21 protein-coding genes are annotated in these 25,792 nt (G+C 67.9%); 16 read left to right on the top strand and 5 right to left on the bottom strand.

All coding sequences use genetic code 11. The features are described 5' to 3' along the window. Nucleotides 1-29: 29 nt before the first annotated feature. The 4 genes from AUL36_RS03085 (at nt 30) to AUL36_RS03070 (ending at nt 5,963) form a co-directional block, all read left to right on the top strand. Entirely contained in the window at nt 30-869 is an 840-nt protein-coding gene (locus tag AUL36_RS03085) for a TIGR01459 family HAD-type hydrolase (protein WP_062217885.1), read from the top strand. Between the two features lie 2 nt (nt 870-871). Next, entirely contained in the window at nt 872-1,861 is a 990-nt protein-coding gene (locus AUL36_RS03080) for a bifunctional riboflavin kinase/FAD synthetase (RefSeq protein WP_062217882.1), read from the top strand. 255 nt (nt 1,862-2,116) lie between these two features. Then, nucleotides 2,117-5,152 (top strand): isoleucine--tRNA ligase, encoded by a 3,036-nt coding sequence (gene ileS, locus AUL36_RS03075; protein WP_062217878.1) that lies wholly within the window; start codon nt 2,117-2,119, stop codon nt 5,150-5,152. Nucleotides 5,153-5,315: 163 nt separating this feature from the next. After that, a complete protein-coding gene (locus AUL36_RS03070) occupies nt 5,316-5,963 on the top strand; it encodes a hypothetical protein (protein WP_058601525.1) in 648 nt (215 codons plus the stop codon). A 30-nt stretch (nt 5,964-5,993) separates the two neighbouring features. Here the strand turns inward: AUL36_RS03070 and AUL36_RS03065 are convergent, their stop codons facing one another. Further along, entirely contained in the window at nt 5,994-6,425 is a 432-nt protein-coding gene (locus AUL36_RS03065; RefSeq protein WP_062217875.1) for a nucleoside deaminase, read from the bottom strand. Nucleotides 6,426-6,509: 84 nt separating this feature from the next. Between AUL36_RS03065 and AUL36_RS03060 the strand changes: the two genes are divergently transcribed. The 5 genes from AUL36_RS03060 (at nt 6,510) to AUL36_RS03035 (ending at nt 13,497) form a co-directional block, all read left to right on the top strand. Next, nucleotides 6,510-8,789, top strand: coding sequence for a pseudouridine synthase (locus AUL36_RS03060; protein ID WP_192843771.1), 2,280 nt, complete (start codon nt 6,510-6,512; stop codon nt 8,787-8,789). Nucleotides 8,790-8,801: 12 nt separating this feature from the next. After that, complete coding sequence (gene rsmD / locus AUL36_RS03055; protein ID WP_062217941.1) at nt 8,802-9,362, top strand: 16S rRNA (guanine(966)-N(2))-methyltransferase RsmD; 561 nt, start codon at nt 8,802-8,804, stop codon at nt 9,360-9,362. 171 nt (nt 9,363-9,533) lie between these two features. After that, the gene (locus AUL36_RS03050; protein ID WP_062217872.1) at nt 9,534-11,030 is read left to right on the top strand and encodes a M16 family metallopeptidase; all 1,497 of its coding nucleotides are present in this window, start codon (nt 9,534-9,536) and stop codon (nt 11,028-11,030) included. A gap of 22 nt (nt 11,031-11,052) precedes the next feature. Further along, nucleotides 11,053-12,384, top strand: a complete 1,332-nt coding sequence (locus AUL36_RS03045; protein ID WP_062217869.1) for a M16 family metallopeptidase — start codon at nt 11,053-11,055, stop codon at nt 12,382-12,384. A 234-nt stretch (nt 12,385-12,618) separates the two neighbouring features. Then, nucleotides 12,619-13,497, top strand: a complete 879-nt coding sequence (locus AUL36_RS03035; protein ID WP_062217863.1) for a patatin-like phospholipase family protein — start codon at nt 12,619-12,621, stop codon at nt 13,495-13,497. Here AUL36_RS03035 and AUL36_RS03030 read toward each other — a convergent pair. After that, complete coding sequence (locus AUL36_RS03030; protein WP_062217860.1) at nt 13,494-14,564, bottom strand: DNA topoisomerase IB; 1,071 nt, start codon at nt 14,562-14,564, stop codon at nt 13,494-13,496. The genes AUL36_RS03035 and AUL36_RS03030 overlap by 4 nt on opposite strands. 199 nt (nt 14,565-14,763) lie before the next feature. Between AUL36_RS03030 and AUL36_RS03025 the strand changes: the two genes are divergently transcribed. Next, the gene (locus AUL36_RS03025; RefSeq protein ID WP_062217857.1) at nt 14,764-15,864 is read left to right on the top strand and encodes an acyltransferase family protein; all 1,101 of its coding nucleotides are present in this window, start codon (nt 14,764-14,766) and stop codon (nt 15,862-15,864) included. 30 nt (nt 15,865-15,894) lie between these two features. Here the strand turns inward: AUL36_RS03025 and AUL36_RS03020 are convergent, their stop codons facing one another. Next, a complete protein-coding gene (locus AUL36_RS03020) occupies nt 15,895-17,748 on the bottom strand; it encodes a monovalent cation:proton antiporter-2 (CPA2) family protein (protein ID WP_062217854.1) in 1,854 nt (617 codons plus the stop codon). A 92-nt stretch (nt 17,749-17,840) separates the two neighbouring features. Between AUL36_RS03020 and AUL36_RS03015 the strand changes: the two genes are divergently transcribed. The 6 genes from AUL36_RS03015 to lpxK are packed head-to-tail and all read left to right on the top strand — an operon-like array spanning nt 17,841 to nt 23,385. After that, nucleotides 17,841-19,178 carry a TldD/PmbA family protein gene (locus AUL36_RS03015; RefSeq protein WP_062217851.1) on the top strand — a complete coding sequence of 446 codons (1,338 nt, stop codon included), beginning with the start codon at nt 17,841-17,843 and terminating at the stop codon, nt 19,176-19,178. Nucleotides 19,179-19,180: 2 nt separating this feature from the next. Beyond that, nucleotides 19,181-19,963, top strand: coding sequence for a 3'(2'),5'-bisphosphate nucleotidase CysQ (locus tag AUL36_RS03010; protein WP_062217848.1), 783 nt, complete (start codon nt 19,181-19,183; stop codon nt 19,961-19,963). Between the two features lie 45 nt (nt 19,964-20,008). After that, entirely contained in the window at nt 20,009-20,245 is a 237-nt protein-coding gene (locus AUL36_RS03005) for a DUF4170 domain-containing protein (protein WP_058601534.1), read from the top strand. Beyond that, the gene (locus AUL36_RS03000) at nt 20,242-21,048 is read left to right on the top strand and encodes a lysophospholipid acyltransferase family protein (protein WP_062217845.1); all 807 of its coding nucleotides are present in this window, start codon (nt 20,242-20,244) and stop codon (nt 21,046-21,048) included. The genes AUL36_RS03005 and AUL36_RS03000 overlap by 4 nt, the downstream gene beginning before the upstream one ends. After that, entirely contained in the window at nt 21,045-22,358 is a 1,314-nt protein-coding gene (gene waaA, locus AUL36_RS02995; protein WP_058601536.1) for a lipid IV(A) 3-deoxy-D-manno-octulosonic acid transferase, read from the top strand. Before AUL36_RS03000 ends, waaA begins: the two co-directional genes overlap by 4 nt. A gap of 7 nt (nt 22,359-22,365) precedes the next feature. Next, on the top strand, nt 22,366-23,385 hold the full coding sequence (gene lpxK, locus AUL36_RS02990) for a tetraacyldisaccharide 4'-kinase (protein ID WP_374700731.1): 1,020 nt from the start codon (nt 22,366-22,368) through the stop codon (nt 23,383-23,385). Between the two features lie 40 nt (nt 23,386-23,425). Here lpxK and AUL36_RS02985 read toward each other — a convergent pair whose 3' ends face one another. Both AUL36_RS02985 and mutL read right to left on the bottom strand, forming a co-directional pair. Next, nucleotides 23,426-23,647 (bottom strand): DUF2093 domain-containing protein, encoded by a 222-nt coding sequence (locus AUL36_RS02985; RefSeq protein WP_062217839.1) that lies wholly within the window; start codon nt 23,645-23,647, stop codon nt 23,426-23,428. Between the two features lie 75 nt (nt 23,648-23,722). After that, nucleotides 23,723-25,675, bottom strand: coding sequence for a DNA mismatch repair endonuclease MutL (gene mutL / locus AUL36_RS02980; RefSeq protein WP_062217837.1), 1,953 nt, complete (start codon nt 25,673-25,675; stop codon nt 23,723-23,725). Nucleotides 25,676-25,792: the final 117 nt, after the last annotated feature.

Below are 25,792 nucleotides of genomic sequence, written 5' to 3'. Positions count from 1 at the left end.
CCCACAAAAGGGCGAAGTGGAAAGACGAGATGGTTCAGGCATTGCAAGCGATCGATCGTCTGGCCGACATCGCGGGCGCTTACGGCGCCATCTTCTGCGACGTCTGGGGCGTGGTGCACGATGGCGAGGCGCGCAACCCGCCGGCCGTCGCCGCGCTGGCCGAGGCACGCCGGGCCGGGGCTCATGTGGTTCTGCTCACCAATTCGCCGCGCCCGGCCGAGGGCGTGCGCGAGCAGCTCGATGCGCTCGGCGTATCGCGCGACAGCTATGACGCGATCGTCACCTCGGGCGACGCCACGCGCGCGCTGATCTCGGCCGGTTCTCGCCGTGTCTTTCATATCGGCACGGAGCGCAACGAAGACCTGTTCGAGGGCCTCGGTCTCGAACTCCTGCCCCCCGAAGAGGCCGATCTCGTGGTGGCGACCGGCCTGTTCGACGACGAACGCGAGACGCCGGACGATTATGTCGCTCTTCTCGACCGGATGGCGGCGCGCAACCTGCCGATGATCTGCGCCAATCCCGACATTGTGGTGCACCGCGGCGAACGGCTGATCTACTGCGCCGGGGCGGTCGCGCGCGCCTATGCCGAGCGGGGGCAGGTCGTGCATCTGGCCGGCAAGCCGCATCCGCCGATCTATGATGTGGCGAGTTCCCTCCTGCCCAAGGCCGGCGTCCCGATCCTGTGCATCGGCGACGGCATGTTCACCGACGTGAAGGGCGCCAATACGTTCGGCGCCGACTGCCTCTTCATCTCGGACGGCATCCATCGCGACGAACTGGCGGACGCAAACGGCGATCCGGCGCGTCTGGCTGAGGCGCTGGACGGGCGTGGACTGACGGCTCGTTTCGTCCAGCCGTTCCTGCGCTGACCATGGAAGCGGCACCCAAGCCCATTTTGCGCATCGGCTCGGCCGCAGCGCTTCCCGCGTATTTGCGCGGCGGCGTCGTGGCCATCGGCAATTTCGACGGGGTGCATCGCGGCCATCAGGCTGTGATTGAGACCGCGCGCGCGATCGCCGAGGCCGAAGGGCGGCCGCTGATCTGCCTGACCTTCGAGCCGCATCCACGCACCGTCTTCCGCCCGCAGGCTCCCGTCGCCCGGCTGACGCCCGCGCCGATGAAGGCGCGGCTTCTCTCCGCGCTCGGCGTCGAGGCCGTTGTGGAACAGCCTTTCGACCTCGAATACGCCTCGCACCCGGCCGAGACGTTCGTGGAAGAGACGCTCCATCGCGATCTCGGCGCGGGGCATGTCGTGGCCGGCTTCGACTTTCGCTTCGGCGCGCGCCGCCATGGCGATCTGCCCTTTCTGCGCGAGGCCGGCACGCGGTTGGGGTTTGCGGTCACGGCTGTCGAAGCTTTCGCCGACGAGGGCGCGCTGGTTGTCTCCTCCTCGCGCATTCGCGAAGACCTGATGAACGGCGATGTCGCAGCCGCAGCCGGCCTGCTCGGCTATCGCTGGACCTTCGAGGGCGTGATCGGCCATGGCGCGAAGCTCGGGCGCACGCTCGGCTATCCTACGGCCAATATGGTGCTGGGCGAGGACTGCGTGCTGGCCCATGGCATCTACGCGGTGCGCCTGCGCCGCGCCGATGGCTCGTTGCATGACGGCGTGGCGAGCTTCGGCCGCCGCCCGACCTTCGACAATGGCGCGGCCCTGTTCGAAACCTATCTCTTCGACTTCTCGGGCGATCTTTACGGCGAGGCGGCCAGCGTCTCGCTGTTCGGCTTCATCCGGGGCGAGGAGAAGTTCGACAGCGTCGAGGCGCTGGTGAAGCGCATGGATCGTGACGCCGAGGAGGCGAGGGCGCTTCTGTCCGGCGCGCGTCCGCTTTCGGCGCTGGATGGCGCGATCGCCTTTTGAACGGGCTTTATTCCGACGGGCGCGGTTGATAGAGAGGGCGCATGGGAACCTCGACCGCTTTTCCTGGCGCGCGAAACCGTATCGGTGCGCGAATTAGACGCCCGGCTTGCGCCGCTCGCTGACACGACGCGAGCGCGGAGGCCGGGATGCGCCTGAACGGCCCGCCAGCCCGGGCCGAATCCTCCCCCTTTTTCCGTTGCAACACGCCTTTCCGGGTGTCTCCCGCCCGATGCAGGCCCGTTCGAAACCGGACCGATGACCGAAGCCCAAGACTATTCCAAGACGCTCTATCTCCCCGAGACCGAGTTCCCGATGCGCGCCGGCCTGCCGCAGGCCGAGCCGCAATGGCTCCAGCGTTGGGAGGAGATGGACCTCTACGGCACGCTGCGCCGCGAATCCGCCGGCCGGCCCAAATACGTGCTGCATGACGGCCCGCCCTATGCCAACGGCCATCTCCATATCGGCCACGCGCTGAACAAGGTGCTGAAGGACGCTATCACCCGCTCCTTCCAGATGCGCGGCTACGACTCGAACTATGTGCCGGGTTGGGACTGCCATGGCCTGCCGATCGAGTGGAAGATCGAGGAAGAGAACTACCGCGCCAAGGGCAAGCCGAAGCCCGACCTTCTCGACTCCACCGCCATGCTCGCCTTCCGCCGCGAGTGCCGCGCCTATGCCGAGCATTGGGTCGGCGTGCAGTCGGGCGAGTTCCGTCGCCTGGGCGTCGAGGGCGATTTCAAGAACCCCTATCTGACGATGAACTACGAGGCCGAGTCGGTGATCGCCGGCGAACTTCTGAAATTCGCCATGTCGGGCCAGCTTTATCGCGGCTCCAAGCCGATCATGTGGTCGGTGGTCGAGAAGACCGCGCTCGCCGAAGCCGAGGTCGAGTATCACGACCACGAGTCCGACACGATCTGGGTGAAGTTCCCCGTGCGCCCGGCCGCGACCGGCTATGCTGCGGCCTTCGGCGGCGCCTTATCGAGCTTCCCCAAGGCCGGCGCACCCGATGTCGGGCCGCTGGACGGCGCGCGGATCGTCATCTGGACGACCACGCCCTGGACCATCCCCGGCAACCGCGCCGTCGCCTATTCGGATCGCGTCGCCTACGGCCTCTATGAGGTGACGGCGCCTGATGATGCCGAGAACCCGCGCTGGGCGCGCCATGGCGAGCGGCTGGTTCTGGCCGATGCGCTGGCCGCCGACGCCTTTGCCAAGGCGCGCGTGCCGGAGGGCGGCTTCCGCAAGCTGCGCGATGTCTCACCCGCCGATCTCGCCGGGCTCCTGTGCGACCATCCGCTGAAAGGCCTGGCCGGCGGTTACGAGTTCGCCGTTCCACTCCTGTCGGGCGATCATGTGACCGACGATGCGGGCACCGGCTTCGTCCACACCGCGCCGAGCCATGGTCGCGAGGATTTCGATGTCTGGATCGCCTCGCGCCGCGACCTCGAAGCGCGCGGCATCGACCCCACGATCCCGTTCCCCGTGGACGACGAGGGCTTCTACACCAAGGACGCGCCGGGCTTCGGGCCGGACGCCGACGGTGGCGCGGCGCGCGTCATCGACGACAAGGGCAAGAAGGGCGACGCCAACAAGCGTGTGATGGACGCGCTGGTGGCGGTGGGCCATCTCATGGCGCGCGGGCGCTTGAAGCATTCCTATCCGCATTCCTGGCGCTCCAAGAAGCCGGTCATCTTCCGCAACACGCCGCAATGGTTCGTCCATATGGACCAGCCGCTGAACGGCTACGGCTCGGACAGGCCCGCGTCAGGACAGGACACGCTGCGCGAGCGCGCCCTCAAGGCGATCTCGGAAACGCGCTTCGTGCCGGCCGCCGGCCAGAACCGCCTCCATGCCATGATCGCGGACCGGCCCGATTGGGTTCTGTCGCGCCAGCGCGCCTGGGGCGTGCCGATCTGCGTCTTCGTGGACGAGAACGGTGAGGTGCTGAAGGACGAGGCGGTCAACGCGCGCATCCTGGAGGCCTTCGCGGCCGAAGGGGCGGATGCGTGGTTCGCCGCCGGGGCCAAGGAGCGTTTCCTCGGCAACGCGCATGACGGCCAGAAATGGTCCATGGTGCGCGACATCCTGGACGTCTGGTTCGATTCGGGGAGCACGCACGCCTTCTGCCTGGAGAAGCGCCCCGACCTGAAATGGCCGGCCGATCTCTATCTCGAAGGCTCCGACCAGCATCGCGGCTGGTTCCATTCCTCGCTTCTGGAAGCCTGCGGCACACGCGGTCGCGCGCCCTACGATGCGGTGCTGACGCACGGCTTCGTCATGGACGAGGAAGGCCGCAAGATGTCGAAGTCGCTCGGCAATGTCGTGACGCCGCAGGAGGTGATCCAGCAATCGGGTGCCGATATTCTGCGCCTCTGGGTGGTCTCCTCGGATTATTCGGAAGACCTGCGCCTCGGCAAGACGATCCTCCAGACCAATATCGACAGCTATCGCAAGCTGCGCAACACGATCCGCTGGATGCTCGGCACGCTGGCTCACGACGACGGCACGGACGTCGCGCTGCGTGAGATGCCCGAGCTGGAGCGGCTGATGCTGCACCGTCTCTCGGAGATCGAGGATGTGGTGTTGAAGGCCTATGACGCTTTCGACTTCAAGCGCATCACCCGCACGCTGCTCGACTTCATGGTCGTGGAACTCTCGGCCTTCTACTTCGACATCCGCAAGGACGCGCTCTATTGCGACGCGCCGTCCTCGGTTCGTCGCAAGGCGGCGTTGCAGGTCGTGCGCATCCTGTTTGACCGGCTGGTGACGTGGCTCGCGCCGCTTCTGCCCTTCACCATGGAGGAAGCCTGGCTGTCGCGCCACACGGACGCCCGCTCGGTGCATCTGGAGCAGTTCCGCGCCTGCGACGCGCAATGGCGCGATGCGGCTCTGGCGGAGCGCTGGGCGAAGATACGCCGTGCGCGGCGCGTCGTCACCGGCGCGCTGGAAGAGGAGCGCCGTGCCAAGCGCATCGGCTCCTCGCTGGAGGCGGCGCCCATCGTCCATGTCGAGGACGAGGCCTTGCGCCAGCTTCTGGCTTCGGTGGACTTTGCCGAAATCTGCATCACCAGCGATCTGACCGTCTCAGCCGACGCCGCGCCGGACGGCGCGTTCCGTCTCGCCGACACGGCGGGAATTGCGGTCGTGCCGTCCAAGGCCGAAGGGCGCAAATGCCAGCGGTCCTGGAAGATCTCGCCTCTCGTCGGCACGGATGCGGACTATCCCGATGTGACGCCGCGCGACGCCGAGGCGCTGCGCGAACTGGGCGTTGCACGCGCAGCGGCCTGATCCAAAGTCTGTTCACGAGAATTTAAGCTTTGTGGACGGCGAAGCGGCTTTGAGCTAAAGCCGCTTCTCAAAATCGCCGGAATGTCGTGGGATCGCGCGAAATAAGGCTTCGAAGCCGCTTGTCGAGCGCGGGCGGCTTCGAGCGTGAGGGGAAGAATCCAGCATGACGTCTGCAACGACCCGCCTGCGGGTTCTCGCGCTGATCGGCTGCACCACGGCCCTTTCGGGCTGCATGGGGCCGACCTACGGCACCGGCGTCAGCCAGGGGCAGCAGCTGTTCAACGACATCGACAATGCCGTGTCTCTGGGCGGCTCCAACAAGCCGCGCGTCGATTATTCTCCGCGCGCCGAACTGGTGAAGCCCAAGAGCATCGGCGCCCTGCCGCCGCCGCGCGATGCGGTGGTCGATCCGAATCTGCCCGAATCGCCCGAGATGCGCCGTGGCCGGCTTCACGCCGCCGCGCCCAATCCGGACGGGGTTCTTCCGGTCGGCTTCATGACCTCGAAGAAGGATGGCATGGACGTCGAAACGCCCGCCGCCTCCTTCCGCCGCCAGCAGGACGACGACAATAGCTGGATCGACCCGCGCACCATGGCGGGCCAGCGCACGCAGGCCTCGGCCGCGCGCACGGTGGGCCAGCAGGGCAGCCCCGACCAGCGCAAGTATCTCTCCGAGCCGCCGCTGACCTATCGCCAGCCCGCCGCCACCGCCCCCGTGGGCGACCCCGGCGAGGACGAGGAGGTCAAGGAGCGCCGCGCCAAGGGCACCACCAGCGTCGCCAGCAAGCTCGGCAGCCTCTGGCCGTTCTGACCCGCACCTGCCGCGCCGAGCGCTGGGGTGTCACCCCCGTTTGGCGCGGAAGAAATCGCGAAGGAGTTCGGCGGACGCTTGTTCGCCGATTCCCGAATACACCTCCGGCGCATGATGGCAGGTGGGTTGCGCATAGAAGCGCGGTCCGTTTTCCACACCGCCGCCTTTGGGGTCCGACGCCCCGAAATAGAGCCGCCGGATGCGCGCGAAGGAAATCGCCGCCGCGCACATCGCACAGGGCTCCAACGTGACATACAGATCGAATCCGGGCAGGCGTTCCTCGCCCACGGCCGCGCAGGCGCGGCGGATCGCCAGGACTTCCGCATGCGCCGTCGGGTCGTGCAGGGCGCGGGTTTCGTTTCCCGCGCGGGCGATGATTCGATCCTCGAATACGATCACGGCGCCGACCGGCGTCTCGTCCCGGCCAGCGGCCAGACGGGCCTCGATCAGCGCTTCATCCATGGAACTCATGCGGGACACGCGGTTTCCCTCGTTTCAACGACGGGTTTTTGATATGCGTCGCGCGAAACAAGGCATAGCGAAAAGATGAGCGACGAGACGGACGGCCCTTCGGGCGGCAAAGGCAAGGGTGGAGTTGGGCGCGGCGGACGCGGCACGGGCGGCTCCGGCCGCAGCCGTGGCGCATCCGGCGAAGGTCGGCCCCCGCGCGGCGACAAGCCGGCGCGCGCGCGCAGCGAGGGCGAAGGACGCCCGGCCCGCGCGAAGGCTGAGGGCCAGGGCGAACGCTCCGGCGCGCGCGGCGACAAGCCCTTCCGGCCCCGCGGCGAGGGCACAGGCTCCCGCTCGGCGGCGTCTGGCGACAAGCCGTTCCGTGGGCGCTCCGAGCGCAGCGGCGGCGGTGAGGGACGCTCGTTCCGTCCGCGCGGCGAAGGCGGGGCTGAGCGCAGCGGCGCACCGCGCGGCGACCGATCCTTCCGGGCGCGCACCGAGGGCGAGGGGCGCTCCGAGCGTCCGCGCACCGAGGGCGAAGGCCGTCCGTTCCGTTCCCGCGAAGGCGGCGGCGAGCGCGGTGCGCCGCGTGGCGACAAGCCGTTCCGGGGTCGTTCCGAACGGGGCGAGGGCGAAGCGCGCTCCTTCCGCCCGCGCGGCGAGGGCAAGCCTTCCGCGCGTCGCTCCTCCGAAGGCGGGCAGGGTGAGGGTGGTGACAAGCCCTTCGTTCCGCGTTCGCGCGGCATGTACAGCCATGGCGGCGCGCGCACCGGGGCAGACGGCAAGGTCGAGAAGCCGCGCTCCTATGGCCGCCTGTCGCATGGCGCGACGGGCGACCGCAAGCCGCGCGATCTGGAGAGCGGCGATCGTCCGCGCCGCTTCGAGCCGCGTTCGGCGCAGGGCGACCGCCCGCAACGCTCCGCCAGCCGCGAGGTCGGCACGGGCGGCGACGACACGATGCGCATTGCCAAGCGTCTGGCCCGCGCCGGCATCGCCTCGCGTCGTGACGCGGAAGGCATGATCGCCGATGGCCGCGTGACGCTGAACGGCAAGCGCCTGGATTCGCCCGCGATCGACGTGCGCATGAGCGACCAGATCGAGATCGACGGTCGCCCGCTGCCGGCCATCGAGCGCACCCGCCTCTGGCTTTTCCACAAGCCCGCCGGGCTCGTCACCACCAATCGCGACCCCGAAGGCCGGCCGACCGTGTTCGACCGCCTTCCGGCGGACATGCCGCGCGTGCTGACCATCGGCCGCCTCGACATCAACACGGAAGGGCTTCTGCTCCTGACCAATGATGGCGGGCTCGCGCGCACGCTCGAACTGCCGGCGACCGGCTGGATGCGGCGCTACCGCGTGCGCGCCCATGGCGAGATCGATCAGGCGCGGCTCGATGATCTGCGCAACGGCGTGGCGGTGGACGGCGTGTTCTACGGCGCCATCGAGGCGACGCTCGACCGCACGCAGGGCTCCAATGTCTGGCTGACGCTCGGCCTGCGCGAGGGCAAGAACCGCGAAGTGAAGCGCGTTCTGGGCCATCTCGGGCTGGAGGTGAACCGCCTGATCCGCCTGTCCTTCGGCCCGTTCCAGCTCGGCGAACTCGCCGAGGGCGCCGTGCTGGAGGTCAATGGGCGGACCCTGCGCGAGCAGCTCGGGCCGACCTTGATCGAGGAATCGGGCGCCGATTTCGACGCGCCCATCGTCAATCCCTTCTCCAACAAGCCTGTCGTGGCCGAGCGTCGCTCGTCGCCCGCCTCGACCGAGAGCGAAGAGCGTCCGAAACGTTCGGGCAGCGAATGGATCTCGGCCTCCGACACCACGCCCAACCGCAAGAAGTTCGGCGCGGCCAAGCGCGAGGATGCGCTGTCGCGCATGGATACCAAGGCCCCGCGCGGCCCCCGCACGGGCCGCGATGGAGATGGCGAGCGCGGGGCGCGTCCGTTCCGCTCCAAGCGTGAGGATGGCGGGCAGGGCGGCGAGCGCCGGCCCTTCCGCCCGCGCGCCGAAGAGGGCGCGGATGCCGGCGAGCGTCCGGCCCGCCGGCCGAGCGCGGCGCCGACCAAGCGCTCGTCCAATGTCTGGATGGCGCCCGGTGCCCGCGCCATGGGCGAGAAGAAGAAGCGCGAGCGCGAGGAGCGCCAGTTGGAGCGCGACAGCAAGCCGCGCTCCTTCCGCCCGCGCACCGAGTCCGGTGATCGGCCCCGCACAGGTGATCGTCCTCGCAGCGGCGACCGACCCAATGCCGGGGACCGTCCGCGCACGGGCGACCGCCCTCGTACGGGTGACCGCCCGCGTGGCGATCGTCCCGGCGGCGGCGATCGCCCCCGTGGCCCACGCCCTGGCGGCTCGCGCCCGCCGCGCGGCGACCGATCGTAACGCTCCATGGCCATGCGGATCGTGGCGGGCGCCCTGAAGGGGCGTCCGCTGGCCACGCCCAAGGGCGAAGGCATTCGCCCGACCTCGGAGCGCCATCGCGGCGCTCTGTTCGATATTCTCCAGCACGGGCAGGGCTTCCGTTTCGACGGCGGCCGGGTGCTCGACCTTTTCGCCGGCACGGGCGCGCTCGGGTTGGAGGCGATGTCGCGCGGATGCCGCTTCGGCACGTTCGTGGAGGAAAGCGCCGAGGGGCGCGGGTTGCTGCGCACCAATATCGAGGCCTTCGGGCTCGGCGGTTGCACCAAGATCCTGCGCCGCGACGCGACCAAGCTGGGTGATGCCGGCACGATCGAGCCCTTCGACCTCGTGCTGCTCGACCCGCCCTATGGCAAGCGGCTGGGCGAAGCGGCGCTCGCCGGGGCGCTCGCGGGCGGCTGGCTCAAGGCCGACAGCCTGATCGTTCTGGAAGAAGCGCTGAACGCACCCTTCGAGGCCGTGGCCGGGCTCGAGCTTCTGGACGAGCGCGCCATGGGCGAAACGCGCCTGCGTTTTCTCAAGCCGATCAGCGTCTGACGGCGGACCTGTCCGGCCCCGTCCGGCGCGCCGGAGCCGTCTCCCGCGCGGCGGGGCCAAAACGCCTTTCGTCTTCAGCCCTTACAAAAACGTAATTGGTGCCTTCTCTTCCCAGACGGCATATCGGCCCCAAGCCCCGACGAAGTTCCGAACGCGAGGACCCTCTCCCACATGACGTTTCCTCTTCGCCGCCTCAGCGCAGGCTGTCTGGCCATCGCCATGGCCGGCACCATGCTCTCGCCCGCTTTCGCCCAAGCCCCCCAGCCCGCCAAGAGCCAGGCGGCCGCCGAAGCGGAGGCCAAGCGGCCGAAGATCGAGAGCTTCACGCTGGAGAACGGCTTGCAGGTCGTCGTCCTGCCCGACCACCGCGCGCCCATCGCCACGCAGATGGTCTGGTACAAAGTCGGCTCGGCCGACGAGACGCCGGGCGTCAGCGGCATCGCGCATTTTCTCGAACATCTGATGTTCAAGGGCACGAAGACGCATAAGGAGGGCGAGTTCTCCAATGCCGTGTCGGCCATCGGCGGCGAGGAAAACGCCTTCACCTCCTACGACTACACCGCCTACTACCAGCAGGTGCCGGTCGAGCGGCTGAAGGAGATGATGGGTTTCGAGGCGGACCGGATGGAGAATCTGGTGCTGACCGACGAGGTCGTCCTGCCCGAGCGCGACGTCATCCTCGAAGAACGCCGGATGCGCATCGACAACGACCCCGGCGCGCAATTGTCGGAAGCCGTGGACGCCGCCCTGTTCCAGAATTCGCACTATGGCATTCCGGTGATCGGCTGGCGCCACGAGATGGAGAAGCTCTCGCGCGACGACGCGATCGCTTTCTACAACAAATATTATACGCCTAATAACGCGACGCTTCTGGTGGCCGGCGACGTGACGTTGGATCAGGTCCGCGCCATGGCGGAGGAGACCTTCGGCAAGGTGAAGCGCCGCGCCGAGCCCGGCGAGCGCCACCGCCCGCAGGAGCCCGAGCCGCGGGCCGAGCGCACTGTCACACTCTCCGATCCGCGCGTGACGCAGCCGAGCGTGCAGACGACCTATCTCGTGCCGTCCGAGAATACGGCCAAGCCGGGCGAGGCGGAATCGCTCGATCTGCTGGCCGATATTCTGGGCGGCGGCGCGACCAGCCGGCTTTATCGCGCGCTGGTCGTGGACCAGGGCATCGCGGCCGGCACCGGCGCTTATTACCAGGGCACGGCCTTGGATGACGGCCAGTTCATGACCTACGGCACGCCGCGCGGCGAGGCGACGCTGGAGCAGGTCGAGAAGGCCGTGGATGCCGAGGTCGCAAAGATCGTGCGCGAGGGCGTGACGCCGGCCGAGCTGGAAGCGGCCAAGAACCGCGTGCGCAAGGCGCTGATCTATCAGCGCGACAATCAGGCCTCCATGGCGCGGCGCTACGGCGCGGCGCTCTCGACGGGGCAGACCATCGCCGAGATCGAGAGCTGGCCGGATCGGATTGAGGCCGTCACGGTGGATCAGGTGAACGCCGCCGCGCGCGCCTATCTCCAGAAGAAGCGCTCCGTCGTCGGCACGCTTCTGCCGGCCTCCGTCGAGTCCAGCGCCGAGGCCAAGGCCCCGGATGGCTCGCCCGCCGCCGCCGGTGCGGTGGACCCGACCGCCGGCGCGCCGGTTTCCGGCGACACCCGCTCCTGATTCTGGCCAAGGGAACACGCATATGAACGCTTTCACCGCGCCCCTGCGCCGCGCCGCCTCGCTTCTCGGCTTCACCGCCCTCACTGTCCTGTCGCTCGCCTCCGTCGCCGAGGCGGTGGACATCAAGGAAGTGACGAGCCCCGGCGGCATTCACGCGCTTCTGGTCGAGGATTACACCAACCCGCTGATCGCCATGCGCTTCGCCTTCAAGGGCGCGGGCTCGACGCAGGACCCGGCCGGCAAGGAGGGCACCGCCAACCTCCTGTCCGGCCTGCTCGACGAGGGCGCGGGCGACATTAAGAGCCAGGATTTCCAGGCCAAGCTGGACGAGCTCGGCGTCGCGCTCTCCTACGACGCGGGCATGGACAATTTCTCCGGCAATTTCCGTACCATCGTGGAAAACGAGGACGAGGCCTTCCGTCTTCTGAAGCTTTCGCTCAACGAGCCGCGCTTCGACGAGGAGCCGGTGGCGCGCATTCGCGGCCAGATCGCCGCCAATATTCGCGCCAACGAGCAGGACCCCGGTACGCTCGCCTCGCGCGCCTTCCGCCGCACCGTGTTCCCGGATCATCCCTATGCACGCCCGGTCGAGGGCACGCAGGAAAGCCTCGCCGCCGTCTCGGCCGACGATCTGAAGAGCTTCCGCTCGAAGGTCTTCGCCAAGGACAATCTCTATGTCGGCGTGGTCGGCGCCATCGATGCCGAAACCTTGAAGCGGCGGCTGGACGAAACCTTCGGCCCCTTGCGCGACAAGGCCGAACTCACGGCCATCCCCGATATCCAGCCGGTGACCGGCAAGGTCGAGGCTGTCGCCCTCGACGTGCCACAGACGCAGATTCAGTTTGCGTTGCCGGGCGTGAAGCGCAAGGACCCCGACTTCTTCGCCGCCTATCTGGTGAACCATGTTCTGGGCGGGGGCACCTTCTCCTCGCGCCTCTATCAGGAAATCCGCGAGAAGCGGGGTCTGGCCTATGGTGTGGGCACCGGGCTTTCGAGCTTCGACCATGCGGCCATGCTGGCGGGCTCCACCGCGACGCGCGCCGACAAGGCCAAGGAAAGCGTCTCGATCATCCGCGCCGAGCTGAAGCGCATGGCCGAGAACGGGCCGACAGCGGACGAGCTGGCCAAGGCGAAAGCCTATGTGAAGGGCTCCTATGCCGTTCAGAACCTTTCGTCCTCGCTTTCCATCGCTTCGACATTGGTCGGCATCCAGCTGGAAGACCTCGGCATCGACTATATCCAGAAGCGCCAGGGCCTGATCGACGCCGTGACGCTGGATGACACCAAGCGTGTCGCCAAGCAGTTGCTCGCCACCGACCCGAGTTTCGTGACGGTCGGTCAGGCCGGTAGCTAAGAGCCGGGGCCAAAACCCTGCGGGTCGATCCGCCGGGTCCTTGCGCCCCCGATCATCGTTGCCGATGCTTGGCCCTGCGCTGCATCGTCTGCGCTCGGCGCCTCGTCGGCAACGCAAGTCCCTCGCCGGCTTTCTGCCTCAGGGTTCTGTCCCCGGCTCCAAATCCAGGCCTTGGCGAACCGGGCGCGGCGTTCCATCTTGAGTGCGCCGAACCCGAGCGAGGCACCGTCAGCCATGAACCAGCATACGATCCCGTCCGCCGTTTCCGCCGAGCCGCGCCTCGGGCTGGCGCTCGGCGGGGGAGGGGCGCGGGGCATCGCGCATATCCATGTCCTGAGGGCGCTGGACGAACTGGGCCTGCGCCCTTCCCATATCGCGGGCACCTCGATCGGCGCGCTGATGGGCGCGGCCTACGCCGCCGGTCTCACCGGGCTCGAAATCGAGGACCACGTTCTCCAGTCGCTCGCCCATCGCCGGCTCGTGATGGGCAAGCTCTGGCGCACGCGCCCGGCCAATATCAGCGAGTTCCTGGCCGATGGCGGCTTCCGCTTCGGGCAGTTGAACGCCGAAAAGGTCGTGGCGGTGTTTCTGCCCGATATCGTTCCCAAGACTTTCGCTGACCTTCGCATTCCACTGACCGTCATGGCGACGAGCTTCTTTGCCGGCTGCGAGCGTCCTTTGCGCGAGGGAGACCTCGCCAGCGCTGTGGGCGCGTCCGTCGCCCTGCCGGCGGTGTTCCGCCCCGTGCGGCGCGACGAGGAGGTGCTGATCGACGGTGGCATCAGCAATCCCATGCCCTTCGACATTGTGTCGCAGGATACGGATTTCGTGGTCGCCTCCGACGTGACCGGCGGCCCGGTCAATACGGGCACGCTTCTGCCATCGCCGATGGAGGCCATGTTCGGCGCGTCGCAGCTGATGATGCACGCCATCATCCGCGCCAAGCTCGCCTGCGTGTCGCCCGATGTGCTGATCCAGCCCGAGGTTTCGACCTACAAGGTGCTCGACTTCATGCGCGCGCGCGTGATCATCGAAGAGACCGCTATGGTGCGGGAAGACGCCAAGCGGCGGATCGGCGAGGCGCTGGAGGCGCGGCTGCGACTAGCGGGTTAGGCCGGTTTGGTCGCATCGCCGGGCTTCGGCGGGTGCGTGGCGTTTTCCTCGAGAAACCGCATGAGCCCGCTTTCCGCCTTGGTCAGCCCTTCGCGGCAGCGCCCCTTCAGGAGATCACGCGGCAGCTTGTCCGCTTCGAAAGCCGAGACGATTTCGGGGTGGACGTAGGAGGCGCGGGCGACGGCCGGCGTGTTGCGCAGCACCTCGCTGACCGCGCGCATGGCCTTGGCGATCACGCGGCGGCGCTTGGCATCCGTATCGGCCTCGGCCGGCGTCACCTCTTCCACGAGAAAGCGCAGTGCCTCGGCCGAGCCGTGGAAGGTGCGGAAATCCTTGGCCGAGATTTTCGCGTGGGCGGCGTCCTTCAGATAATCGTTGAGCAGCGTCGCGGTGAGATCGCGCGGGCGCGCATCCTCGCCCTGAAAGCGGAACAGGCGCTTGCCGCGCTGCGCGCGCATCTTTTCGAGCGAGCGTACGAGATTGCGATCTTCGATCTCGACTGTGTTCAGCTTGCGCGACTTGCCGATGAATTTCAGGACGGCGCGGCTTTTCTTCAGCGTCAGATTGCCCTTGCGCAGCGAAGCGACGCCGCGCCCGCCATCCTCGGCATATTTCTCGTGACCCGGCCGCATGGCGGACACGTCGATCAGCCGGGCTGCGACGGCCGAGGTCGTGCGCCGGTCCAGCGCCTTGCGCCTCAGATCCTTCTCGATGCGCCGGCGCAGCTTGGGCAGGGCGCGGCCGAAGCGCAGGAGCCGCTCGGTCTTGACGGCATTGCGAACGTTCACCCAGTCATCATGGTAGCGATACTGGATGCGGCCCTTCTCGTCGCGCCCGACCGCCTGGATATGGCCGTTCTCTTCCACGCAAATGCGCACATTCGTCCAGGCCGGCGGCAGCACCAGTGCCTTGACCCGCGCCTTCAGCCGCTTGTCGGTGATCGCCTCGCCGGACGAGAAGCAGATGCGCCGCCCCTTGCCATGCTTGCGCTGCTCCACTTCGAAGCTGGCGGGATCGACCATGACGAGGCCGAGACGATCGGCGTGGAACTGAAGGCGCTTGTTCATTGAATTACGTAGGCCCCAACGGGAATCTATCAGAGAACTCGCTCTGATTTCGCCGGTTCCGCCCTGGGAACTGCCCCAACACGAAGCCGCATGTCCAAGCCACCCCTCGGCTTCGCGATGAGTCTGACATTCCGCAACTCTTGCTTGCATTTCGGAGGGGAAGATGCTCTCAATTCGCGCTATTGCCGCGCGAGGTCCCATGCCCTTTCTTCTTCCGGCGCATACGGGCCTGCGGGCTGTCGCCGCGCTTTTGGTCGTCTGCTTCCATTATTCGATTCATGTTGGTGACCCTGGCGCTGCCGTCAACCGAATATTGCTAAACGGTTATCTCGGCGTTGATCTGTTCTTCGTCCTGAGCGGGTTCATCATTCACCATGTCTATCGCGCGCAATTCGCCGAAGGTCGAATCGCGGCGCGCTACGCGACATTCCTTCGCTACCGGCTGGCCCGCATCTACCCGGTTCACGTTGCGATGCTTCTGGTACTTGTGTTCTTTCAGATACTGGCCTCCGCCCATTCGGGGGGCGGTCTGCCCGCGGATTATTCTCCCGGCGCCATTCTCGCCGCTCTGGCCCTTGTGCAAGGCTGGTTCGGGATCGCGGCGCCGAATGGCGTGGCCTGGTCGGTGTCGGCGGAATGGTTTGTCTATCTCGTGTATCCCGGCGCGCTGGTCCTGTCCTGCCGGCTCCCGGTCGCCGTTCGGATCGCTGTCCTCTGCGGGCTTTTGCTGATCCTCCAGCTGTTCTGGCAGCAGAATCCGCTTCTGCGTGTCGTTCCGGAATTTGCCCTCGGTGCCTTTGCCTATGAGGCGGCTCTCCGGCTTCGTCACCGCTTGCAGGAGTTCCGCTGGCTGGGAGCGGCCGTCTTCGCCGCGACGCTGCTGATGCTGGGTGTGTTCCAGCCGGTCCTGATCGTGCCGCTGGGCTTCTGCTTCGCCGCTCTTCTTGTCGCGCTGGTCAATCCCCGCGACGATCTTGCCCGTGTCCTGAGCGGTCCAGTGGCCCTGTATTTGGGGGAGATCAGCTATTCGCTCTACATGGTGCATTCGCCATGGCGCGAAATTCTCAAGAAAGCCGCGCATCGTTTCGAGATCAATCTTTCGAGCGCGTCCGGGATGGTGCTTTCGGTCGTGACGGCGCTGGCGCTCGCCGCGCTTGTGTACCACACGGTCGAAATGCCGGCCCGCCATCTCCTGCGGGGGAGAAAATCCCAAGCTCCGCAAGACATCGGCCTCACCTCCATGTCCAGCCTGGACGTCCTTGGCCCCCTCGAGCCGGCGCGCGATCGAACCGTCGGATAGGTGGAACCGAGCTAGGACGATACCGCCCACTCAAGAGGGCGGCGCCGCTGTTTCGCCGCTGGAGGAGATCGCCTCCCGTAGATAGCGGGGCGGCGCGCCACGGGGCTGGCGCTCCGTGCCATCCGCGCGTTGGGGACGCGACAGAGGTTCGGGTGTGACGCGCGAAGGCGCGAGCACGCTGCCGCCGACGCCCGCGCCCCGTGCCTGCTGCAGCGCCAGCCGCTCGGCGTCGCGCTGGCGCACATCGTCCACGATCTCGGCGATGCGGGAGGGCTCGAGACCCAGTTCGCGCAGCGTTTCGCCGCCGAAGCGCAGCGCCGATTCCAGGGTTTCGCGCAATTCGAAGGTCACGCCGCGCTCGCGCAGAGTGAGCGAGTGGTTGCGGTCGTAGGAGCGCACATAGAGCCGCGTCTCGGGAAATTCCGAACGGATGAGATCGACGATCCCGTTCGTCACCTCCGGCTTGTTGGTGCAGACCAGGACGACCTTGGCCTGCCGGACGCCCGCCGCCAGAAGCACGTCGCGCCGCAGCCCCGAGCCGAAATAGATGCGGAAGCCGAAGCGCCCGGCCGATTTGATGCGTTCGGCCGAAGAATCGATGATCGTCATGTCGTGGCCGCTGGAAAGCAGCACCTGCGCCGCCATCTGCCCGAAGCGCGAAAAGCCGATCATCAGGATATCGGCGCCCGCGCCCGCAAAGTCCTCCTCCAGCTCTTCCAGTTCCGCGTCCTCACCCGACAGGCGGCGGCCGAGATAGTCGGCCAGCGGCGTCAGGGCCATGGAGAGCGTGACGACCGATACGAGAAGCGAGCCGATCTGCCCATCGAAGATCGCGGCCGAGGACGCCGCCGAGAAGAGCACGAAGGCGAACTCGCCCCCCTGCGGCAGGATCAGCGCCGTGCGCAGCGCCGTCTGCCGGCTTTCGCCGAAGAGAAGGCACAGCGGAAACAGGATCGCCGCCTTGATCAGAAGCAGCGCGGGCGCGGCCAGAAGAATGATCCACCAGTTCTCGGCGATCACGTTGATGTCCAGCGACAGGCCGACCGCGATGAAGAACAGGCCGAGAAGCAGGCCGCGGAACGGGTCGATATTGGCTTCCAACTCATGCCGGTAGTTGGATTCGGCCAGAAGCACGCCCGCGATGAAAGCGCCCATGGCCATGGAGAAGCCGGCCAGCGCCATGAGCAGCGCCGAGGCGAGCACCACGAAAAGCGCGGCCGCGATCATCACCTCGCGCGCGCCGGCATTGGCGAGGATTCGAAACAGCGGGTTCAGGAGATAGCGGCCCGAAAGCACGAGCGCGCCGAGCGCGCCGAAGCTCATGGCGACCTCGCGCACGTCGATCCCCGTGCCTTCGCTCCCGCCCGGCGCCAGGAGCGGCAGCGCGGCCAGAAGCGGCACGATGGCGAGATCCTGAAACAGGAGAACGGAGAAGGAGGTCTGGCCGAAGCGCGTGTTGAGTTCGCCCGCTTCCTCCAGCAGCTGAAGCGCGAAGGCGGTGGAGGACAGGGCGAAGCCGAAGCCGATCACAGTCGCGGCTCGCCAGCCGAACGGCAGGAAGGAGAGGGCGAGCGAGAGCGCCGCGCCGGTCAAGACGACCTGCGCGAGGCCGAGGCCGAAGATCTGCCGACGCAGCGCCCAGAGACGGGAGGGCTTGAGTTCCAGCCCGATGATGAACAAAAGGAAGACGACGCCGAGTTCGCCGATATGCAGGATTTCGTTCTGCCCGCTTTCCACCACGCGAAAGACCGGGCCGAGCACGATCCCGGCGAAGAGATAGCCGAGCACCGTACCGAGGCCGATGCGCTTGAACAGCGTGCCGGCGACGATCCCTCCGCCCAGGATTAGGAGAATTTCCAGGAATAGCGGAACGGTCTCTTCCACGGGAATCCTCCGGGGCGGGCGGATGAAGTCGGCTTGAAGGCAGCGAATGGCATAATAGATGGTGCAAGTGCAAAAGTTTCGGCGGTTTTCCCATGAATGACGATTTCCCGCGCCTTCTCGAACTCGGTGGACGGCTGGTGGACGCCGCCCGACGCGCCGGCGCGGATGCGTGCGACGCGGCGGTGGTCAGCTCGCGCTCGCGCTCGGCGCAGGTGCGCATGGGCCGCGTCGAGGAACTGGAATCGAGCGAAAGCGACGAGGTCTCGCTGCGGGTCTTCGTGGGCGGGCGCGTGGCGACCGTCTCCTCCGATCTGCGCTCGGACGCCGCGCGGCTGGCCGAGCGGGCCGTCGCCATGGCGCGTGTGTCGCCGGTCGATCCCTATGCGGGTCTCGCCGATGCCGCACTCTTGTCGGACGGCGCGGACGGGCTCGACCTCTACGACCCGACCGAGCCCGAGGGCGAGGCGCTGGTGGAGGAGGCCAAGGCGCTGGAAGCGGCCGCGCTCGGTGTTTCCGGCGTGTCGAATTCCAGCGGCGCGACGGCCGGCTTCGGCACGACGGGCCTCGTGCTCGTGACCTCCACCGGCTTTGCCGGCCAGCGCCGGCGCTCGGGCTTCTCGCGCTCCGTCAGCGTTCTGGCGGGCGAGGGGACGGGCATGGAGCGCGACTATGATTTCGATTCGCGCATCCACGCGGGCGATCTCGATGCGGCGGAGGCGATCGGCCGGCGCGCGGGCGAGCGCGCGGTGCGCCGTCTCAACCCGGCCAAGGTCGCGACGGGCCGCTACGCGATCGTGCTCGATCCCCGCGTGTCGCGCGGGCTGATCGGTGGGTTGATCGGCGCGCTCAACGGCGCGGCGATCGCGCGCCGCACGAGCTTCATCAAGGACCGCATGAACGAGCAGGTGCTGCCCGAGGGCATCGACCTCATCGATGATCCGCAGCTGCCGCGCCGCGCGGGCTCGCGCCCCTTCGACGGCGAAGGCGTGCGCGGCGAACGGTTGATGCTGGTCGAGAACGGCATCCTGCGTCATTGGACGCTGGACAGCGCCACGGCGCGCGAACTCGGCCTCCCGTCCAACGGGCGCGCCGCGCGCTCCTCGGGCGGCGTGTCGCCCACCTCGACCAATGTGACGATGACCCACGGCGCGCGCTCGGCGGCAGAGCTGATCGCCGACACGCATCAGGGCATCTATGTCACCGAGACGATCGGCCATGGCGCCAATCTCGTGACCGGCGATTACAGCTGCGGCGCATCGGGTTTCCTGATCGAGAACGGCCAGCTCGCCGGCCCCGTGTCGGAATTCACCATCGCAGGCCATCTCACCGACATGTTCATGGCGGTCGAGCCGGCCAATGACGGAGACGCCCGCTTCTCGCTCGTGGTGCCGACCTTGCGCATCGGCGAGATGACGGTGGCGGGCCGCTAGGGATGCACACGCCGGACGAAGACCTCGCGCTGATCAGGCAGGCGGCCGCCGAGGCCGGGCGCATCGCGCTCGGCTTCTGGAAGCGCGAGCCCGAAGTCTGGTGGAAGGGCTCGTCCCCGGTCTCGGAGGCGGACTTCGCCTCCGACGCGCATCTGCGCCGCGTGCTTCTGGACGCGCGCCCGCATTATGGCTGGATTTCGGAGGAGACGGCCGCGCAGGCCGCCGACGCCGGTGAGCAGCGCTTCTTCGTGGTGGACCCGATCGACGGCACGCGCGCCTTTCTGCGCGGCGAGACGACCTGGTGCATCTCGGTCGCCGTGATCGCCGCAGGGCGGCCCGTGGCCGGTGTGCTCGACGCGCCGGCGCTCGGCGAAGTGTTCACCGCGACGGCCGATGGCTCGGCCCGGATGAACGGCGCGCCGATCGCCGTTTCCGCCCGCGAGAACAAGCGCAAGCTGCTTCTCTCGATGCCCGATTCCATGCGCCGCAAGCTGGAGCGCCGGCATGGCGAGCGGATCGATTTTGCGCCCAACGTGCCATCGCTCGCCTATCGCCTCGCCATGGTGGCGAGCGGACGGCTCGACGGAACGCTCGTGGGCGCACGCGCCAATGACTGGGACATCGCGGCCGGCGATCTCATTCTGGAGCGCGCGGGCGGGCAGCTCGTGCGCGCCGATGGGTCGCCGCACCTTTACAATCCCGCGCCGGAAAGGCATGGCGTCCTCGTGGCGGGGGCGCAAGGCACCGTGCGCCGCCTGCTCGACTATGGCGCCGAGGCCGTCTGAGCCCTTGTCCGCCCCGCTTTTGGTTTCAGTCTGGAGATCGTTCCTATGGTCAGCGAAGAAAAGCCCAAGCAGCTGCTTCATCTCGTGTTCGGCGGCGAGCTGACCAGCCTCGATCATGTCGATTTCCGCGATCTGTCGCAGCTCGACATCGTCGGCATCTTTCCCGACTACGCCTCGGCCCTGACGGCGTGGCGCGGCAAGGCGCAGGCGACGGTCGACAATGCGGCCATGCGCTATTTCATCGTCCACATGCACCGGCTCCTCGACCCGCAGGGCCAGTGAGCAAGGCCGAAGGGCCGGGCTCGCCGGACGACATCCAGCAGATCGCCGAGCCCGCCGCGCGGCCCAAACGCCGCAAATGGCGGGTGCGTCTGAAACGACGCCTCAAGGCGGCTTCGCGCTCGCCCGGCGCCGTGCGCGTGGTCGGCCGGCTGATCTTCGAGGGCCTGCGTGCCATCCGCGCCTCGCAGCGCGAGGCGGCGGGCTCCAGCGACTACAATGCGATTCTGCACGACCACCATCCGGCCATCGTGGCGCTGTGGCATGGGCAGCATCTGCTTGCGCCCTTCTTCCGGCCCCGCGATCTGCCCTATCTCGCGCTCCTGTCGCGCAGCGCCGATGCGGAGATCAACGCCGCCGTGGTGGAGCGCTTCGGGATCGAGACGGTGCGCGGCTCGGGCGGGCGCGTGCGCGAGGCCGCCTCGCAGAAGGGCGGCGTGCGCGCGCTGATCCGCATGAAGCGGGCGCTGGACGATGGGTTCGGCATCTGCATGATCGCGGATGTGCCCAAGGGCGTGCCGCGCGAGGCGGGTCTCGGCATCGTCACGCTCGCGCGCCTGTCGGGTCGGCCCATCGTGCCGAGCGCCGCGATCACGAGTCGCAGACGGGTTCTGGAAAAAACCTGGGACAAAACCACCCTCCCGCTGCCCTTCGGCCGCATTGCCGTGATCATGGAGGAACCGATCTTCGTTCCGCCTCACGCGAGCGCGGACGAGCTGGAAGAGATTCGCGCCCGCCTGACCCTCGCCATCGAACGGGCGAATCGGCGGGCCGCGGACTTGGCGGACCGAAAGACAAGCCATTGAACGACAGATGGGCCAAGGCGGCCTTGACCGCCTATCGCGTCGCCGGCTCTCTCGCCTATCCGGCGGTCGGCTCCTATGTGAGCTGGCGGGCCTCGAAGGGCAAGGAAGACAAGGAGCGCCGACGCGAGCGCTACGGCATCCCGAGCGAGATCCGCCCGCCGGGCGTCCCGCTCGTCTGGGTCCATGCGGCCTCTATGGGCGAGAGCGCGGCCGTCTCGCCGCTCGTCTCCGAGATCGCGGCCGACGGCATCACCATCGTGATGACGACGGGCACGGTCACCTCGGCGGCGACCGTCGCCGAGCGGCTCGGCGACCGCGTGATCCATCAATATGTGCCGCTGGACCTCAAACCCTGCGTGTCGCGTTTTCTCGACCATTGGCAGCCGGAACTCGCCATCGTGGCGGAAAGCGAGATCTGGCCGACCACCATGTCGGAGCTGGCCGCGCGCCGTATTCCGCAGGTTCTGGTCAACGCCCGCTTGTCCGACCGCTCCTTCAAGCGCTGGAAATCCGCGCCGGGCGTCGCCGAAGCCCTCCTGTCGAAGCTGGCCCATGTCGTGGCGCAGTCCGAGATCGATGGCGAGCGCTATCATCTGCTCGGCGCGCGGGCCGTCAGCGTCGCCGGCAATCTGAAGGCCGATGTGGAAGCGCCGCCGGCCCATCTTCTCGATCTCGAAGCCGCGCGCCAGGGCATCGGGATGCGCCCCGTGTGGGCCGCCTTGTCCACGCATGAGGGCGAGGAGGAGATGGCCGCCAACATCCATTTGCGCCTCATGGAGGAGCGCGGGCGCGTTCTGACCATCATCGTGCCGCGCCATGTGGAACGGGCGGACGCCATCCAGCGCGACTTCGAAGCCAAGGGGCTTCAGGTGGCGCGCTGGAGCCGGGGCGAGTTGCCGACGCCCACGACCGACATTTTTCTCGGCGACACGATGGGCGACATGGGCTTCTATCTTCGCCTCACCGAGGTTGCCTTCATCGGCAAATCGATCCGGGGCGAGGGCGGGCAGAACCCGCTGGAAGCGGCGATGCTCGGCACGGCCATTCTTTCGGGACGCTATGTCCAGAATTTCCGCGAGGTCTATCACCGCCTGATCGAGCGGGGCGCGGCCTGGATCGTGCAGGACGAAGCCGAACTCGGCGCGGCCGTGTCGGAACTGTTCGACCGCCCCGCCGCGCGCCGGCAGATGATGGACGCCGCGCGCGACAGCGTGGCCGATATGGGCGGCGCGCTGAAGCGCACCATGGCCGCGCTCGATCCGTTCCTCCTGCCGCTGCGCCTGTCCTGCCGGATGGACTGGGGCAACTGACATGGCGCTGCTGGGTACCGCCCCCGGCTTCTGGTGGCGTGAGCCGGGCTTGGCCTCCCGCGCGCTGGCCGCGCCGGCGCTCGCCTATGGCTGGATCGCACGGCGCAATCTGGAGCGCGGCGCGCGGGTGCGCGTGCCGCTGCCCGTGCTTTGCGTCGGCAACTGGACGGTCGGAGGCGGGGGCAAGACGCCGACCGCGCAGGCCTTGGGTCGCGCTGCGCTTGCGATGGGCCATCGTCCGGGCTTCCTGTCGCGAGGCCATGGGGGCGCGGCGCGCAGCCCGCTTCTGGTCGATCCCTCGCAGCATGGGGCCGATCTCGTCGGCGACGAGCCCCTGCTTCTGGCTGGAGTCGCGCCGACCGCCATTGCCCCCGACCGCGCCAAGGGGGCCGAGCTTCTGCGCCAAGCCGGCTGCGATCTCGTCATCATGGATGACGGGTTCCAGAGCGCGCGGCTGCATGTCGATGTCGCGCTTCTCGTGGCCGATGCGCGCCGGGGCCTCGGCAATGCGCGCGTGTTGCCGGCCGGCCCCTTGCGCGCGCCGCTGGGGTCGCAGCTGGCCCATGCCGATGCCGCGCTTCTGATCGGAGAGGGCGCGCCGGGCGAGGCTTTGGCGCATCAATTGCGAGATGCCGGCCTGCCGCTTCATCGCGCCACGCTTGGCTCTCCCAATGCCGGCGATTTCGCCGGCCGCCGCGTCCTCGCCTTTGCCGGCATCGCGGACCCGGAAAAGTTCTATGCGTCCTTGAAGGCTGCCGGGGCCGAGATCGTCGCCACCCGCAGCTTTCCTGACCATCACATGTTCAAGCCGGACGACGCGCGCGAGCTGCTGGCCGAGGCCGACAGTCTCGGCCTCGATCTCGTCACCACGGCCAAGGACCGCGCGCGCTTCCAAGGACGGCAGGATGGGCCGATGCGCGGTCTCAACCGCCTCGCTCGCGTGCTCGATGTCGAGGTTCAGTGGATCGAAGCAGAGACCGCCGAAGCTCTCTTGCGGCAGGCGTTCGCGCGCTTTTCCGCGCGCTGAGCCGTCAGCGCTTGTCAGAGCACCCGCGCTTGGCGAAGTGTCAGCGCTTGCGCGCGGGCGCCAGTTCCAACTCGCGCTGAAGCGAAGCTTCGGCGTCACGATAGGGCTCCTGCCGCTCCACGTTCCAGTAGCGCAGAAGGTCGAGCGCGATGGGCTCACCTGTCACAGCGCAGCGCACATAAGCGCCCGGGCGGATGACCTCGAAATCGCCATCGCCATACTGCAGCTTGGCCTCGCCGCCGCTATCCATCCGGTTCATCATCCGTTTTCTCTTGTATTGGGCCGGTCGCCGCGCGCCGGTGTCATGCGTCTCTGTTCGGCTCCAAGGGGGAACTTGTCAACGCCGGCCGAACAGGCGCTCGATATCCACGAGCTTCAGTTCGATGAAGGTCGGCCGCCCATGGTTGCACTGGCCCGAGCCAGGGGTCCGTTCCATCTGGCGCAGCAGCGCGTTCATCTCGGCCGGCTGAAGCCGTCGCCCCGAGCGCACCGAGCCATGGCAGGCCATGGTCGCGGCCACGTGGTCGATCCGCGCCTTGAGGCCCACTTGCCCGCCTTCGAACAGCTCATCGGCGAGATCGCGCACCAGCGCCTTGGCGTCCACTTCGCCCAGAATTGACGGCGTCCCGCGCACCATGATCGCGCCGGGGCCGAAGCGTTCGATCACGAGGCCGAAGCGCGATAGCGTCTCCGCTTCGTCAGCCAGCCGCTCGGCCTCGCTTTCCGAGCAGTCCACGACATCGGGGATGAGAAGCATCTGCGCGGGGATGGCATCGGCATGAAGCGCGTCTTTCAGCGCCTCGTAGACCAGCCGCTCATGCGCGGCGTGCTGATCGACGATCACCAGACTGTCGCTCGTCTCGGCGACGATGAAGGCCTTGTCGATCTGCGCCCGTGCCGCGCCGAGCGGAAACTCCGCGCTGGCGGGCGCGGGCGCTTGCTCGCTTTCACGCACCGGGCGGGCTTGCGGCTCGAAGCCGCTCATGCGCGGTGCGGGCTCGCGCGGTCCGGGGGGCGTTTCCAGCGGTCGGAAGAAGCTGGTCTCGGCGTCGAACGGCGTCTCGCTCCGCTCGCGAAAGCCACCCGCGCGCCGGCCGAGCACAGCGGAAGCGGCTCGCGCGCCGATACCGGAGGGCACGGCGGGCGGTGGTCGAGAGGCGAAAGGAGCTTGCGGGCTCGCCGCGCCCGGTCTCGCCGCGTGGAAAGCCGCCGTGTGAGATTCGCGGGCGGGCGCTTCCGCCATGCCGCCACTCATGCCGCCGGGGCGAAAGCGCGCCATCAGCCCGTCCGCGCCTTCCGTCGAAGCGCGCAGGCTCATGCCACCGAGCGCCTGCCGGATCGCGCCGACGATGAGGCCGCGCACCAGAGCGGGGTCGCGAAAGCGCACATCGGCCTTGGCGGGATGCACGTTCACATCCACATCGCGCGGGTCCACGTCGAAGAAGAGCACGCAGACCGGATAGCGGTCGCGCGGTACGAAATCGACATATGCCCCGCGAATGGCCGAAAGGATCATCTTGTCGCGCACCGGCCGCCCGTTCACATAGGCATATTGATGCTGCGCATTGCCGCGATGATAGGTCGGCAGGCCCGCCCATCCGGTGAGCCGCACGCCTTCGCGCAGGGCATCCAGCTCCACCGCGTTGTCGATGAACTCCGCGCCGACGATCTGCGCGATGCGCGCCTCCGGGCTGCCGGCTGCCAGCACGGTGTCGGTTCGGTCCTCGCCGGCGAGTTCGAAGCGCACGGCGGGAAAGGCGATGGCGATGCGCTTGACCGTCTCGGTGATGGCCGCGCTTTCCGCGCGATCGCTTTTCAGAAATTTCAGCCGGGCGGGCACGCAGTGGAAGAGATCGCGCACCTCCACCATCGTGCCGGCCGAGAGCGGCGCCGGGCGCGGTCCGTCCTGCACGCCGTTGTCCACGCGAATCTCATGCGCCCCGTCCGCACCGCGCGCGCGGGACCGTAAGGTCAGCCGCGCCACCGAGCCGATCGAGGGCAGGGCTTCGCCGCGAAAGCCGAGCGTGTCGATCGCCTCCAACCCGCCGGCCATCTTGGACGTGCAGTGCCGGCGGATGGCCAGCGGCAGTTCGCTCACGGGAATGCCGCAGCCATCGTCGCTGATGCGCAGCAGGCTCTTGCCCCCGCCCGCCGTGACGATCTCGACGCGGCGCGAGCCGGCGTCGAGCGCGTTTTCCAGGAGTTCCTTCACCACGCTTGCCGGCCGCTCGACCACTTCGCCGGCGGCGATCTGATCGATCAGGTTTTCGGGCAAAAGCTGAATGGGCATGAAGGGGTATCCGACGCGGCGACCCCTTGGATTTAGGATCTCGCACGGGATGGTGCAAAGGGGGCAGGCCGCCTATCCCCTGCTTCCCCTTGCCGTGTCGTTCGTCGAGGTCGTGGC

The sequence above is a fragment of the Aureimonas sp. D3 genome (genome assembly GCF_001463805.1).
Taxonomy (GTDB): Bacteria; Pseudomonadota; Alphaproteobacteria; order Rhizobiales; family Rhizobiaceae; genus Aureimonas; species Aureimonas ureilytica_A.
Note: the sequence above shows the minus strand (reverse complement) of the source record. Positions and strands in the feature narration are given on the sequence as shown.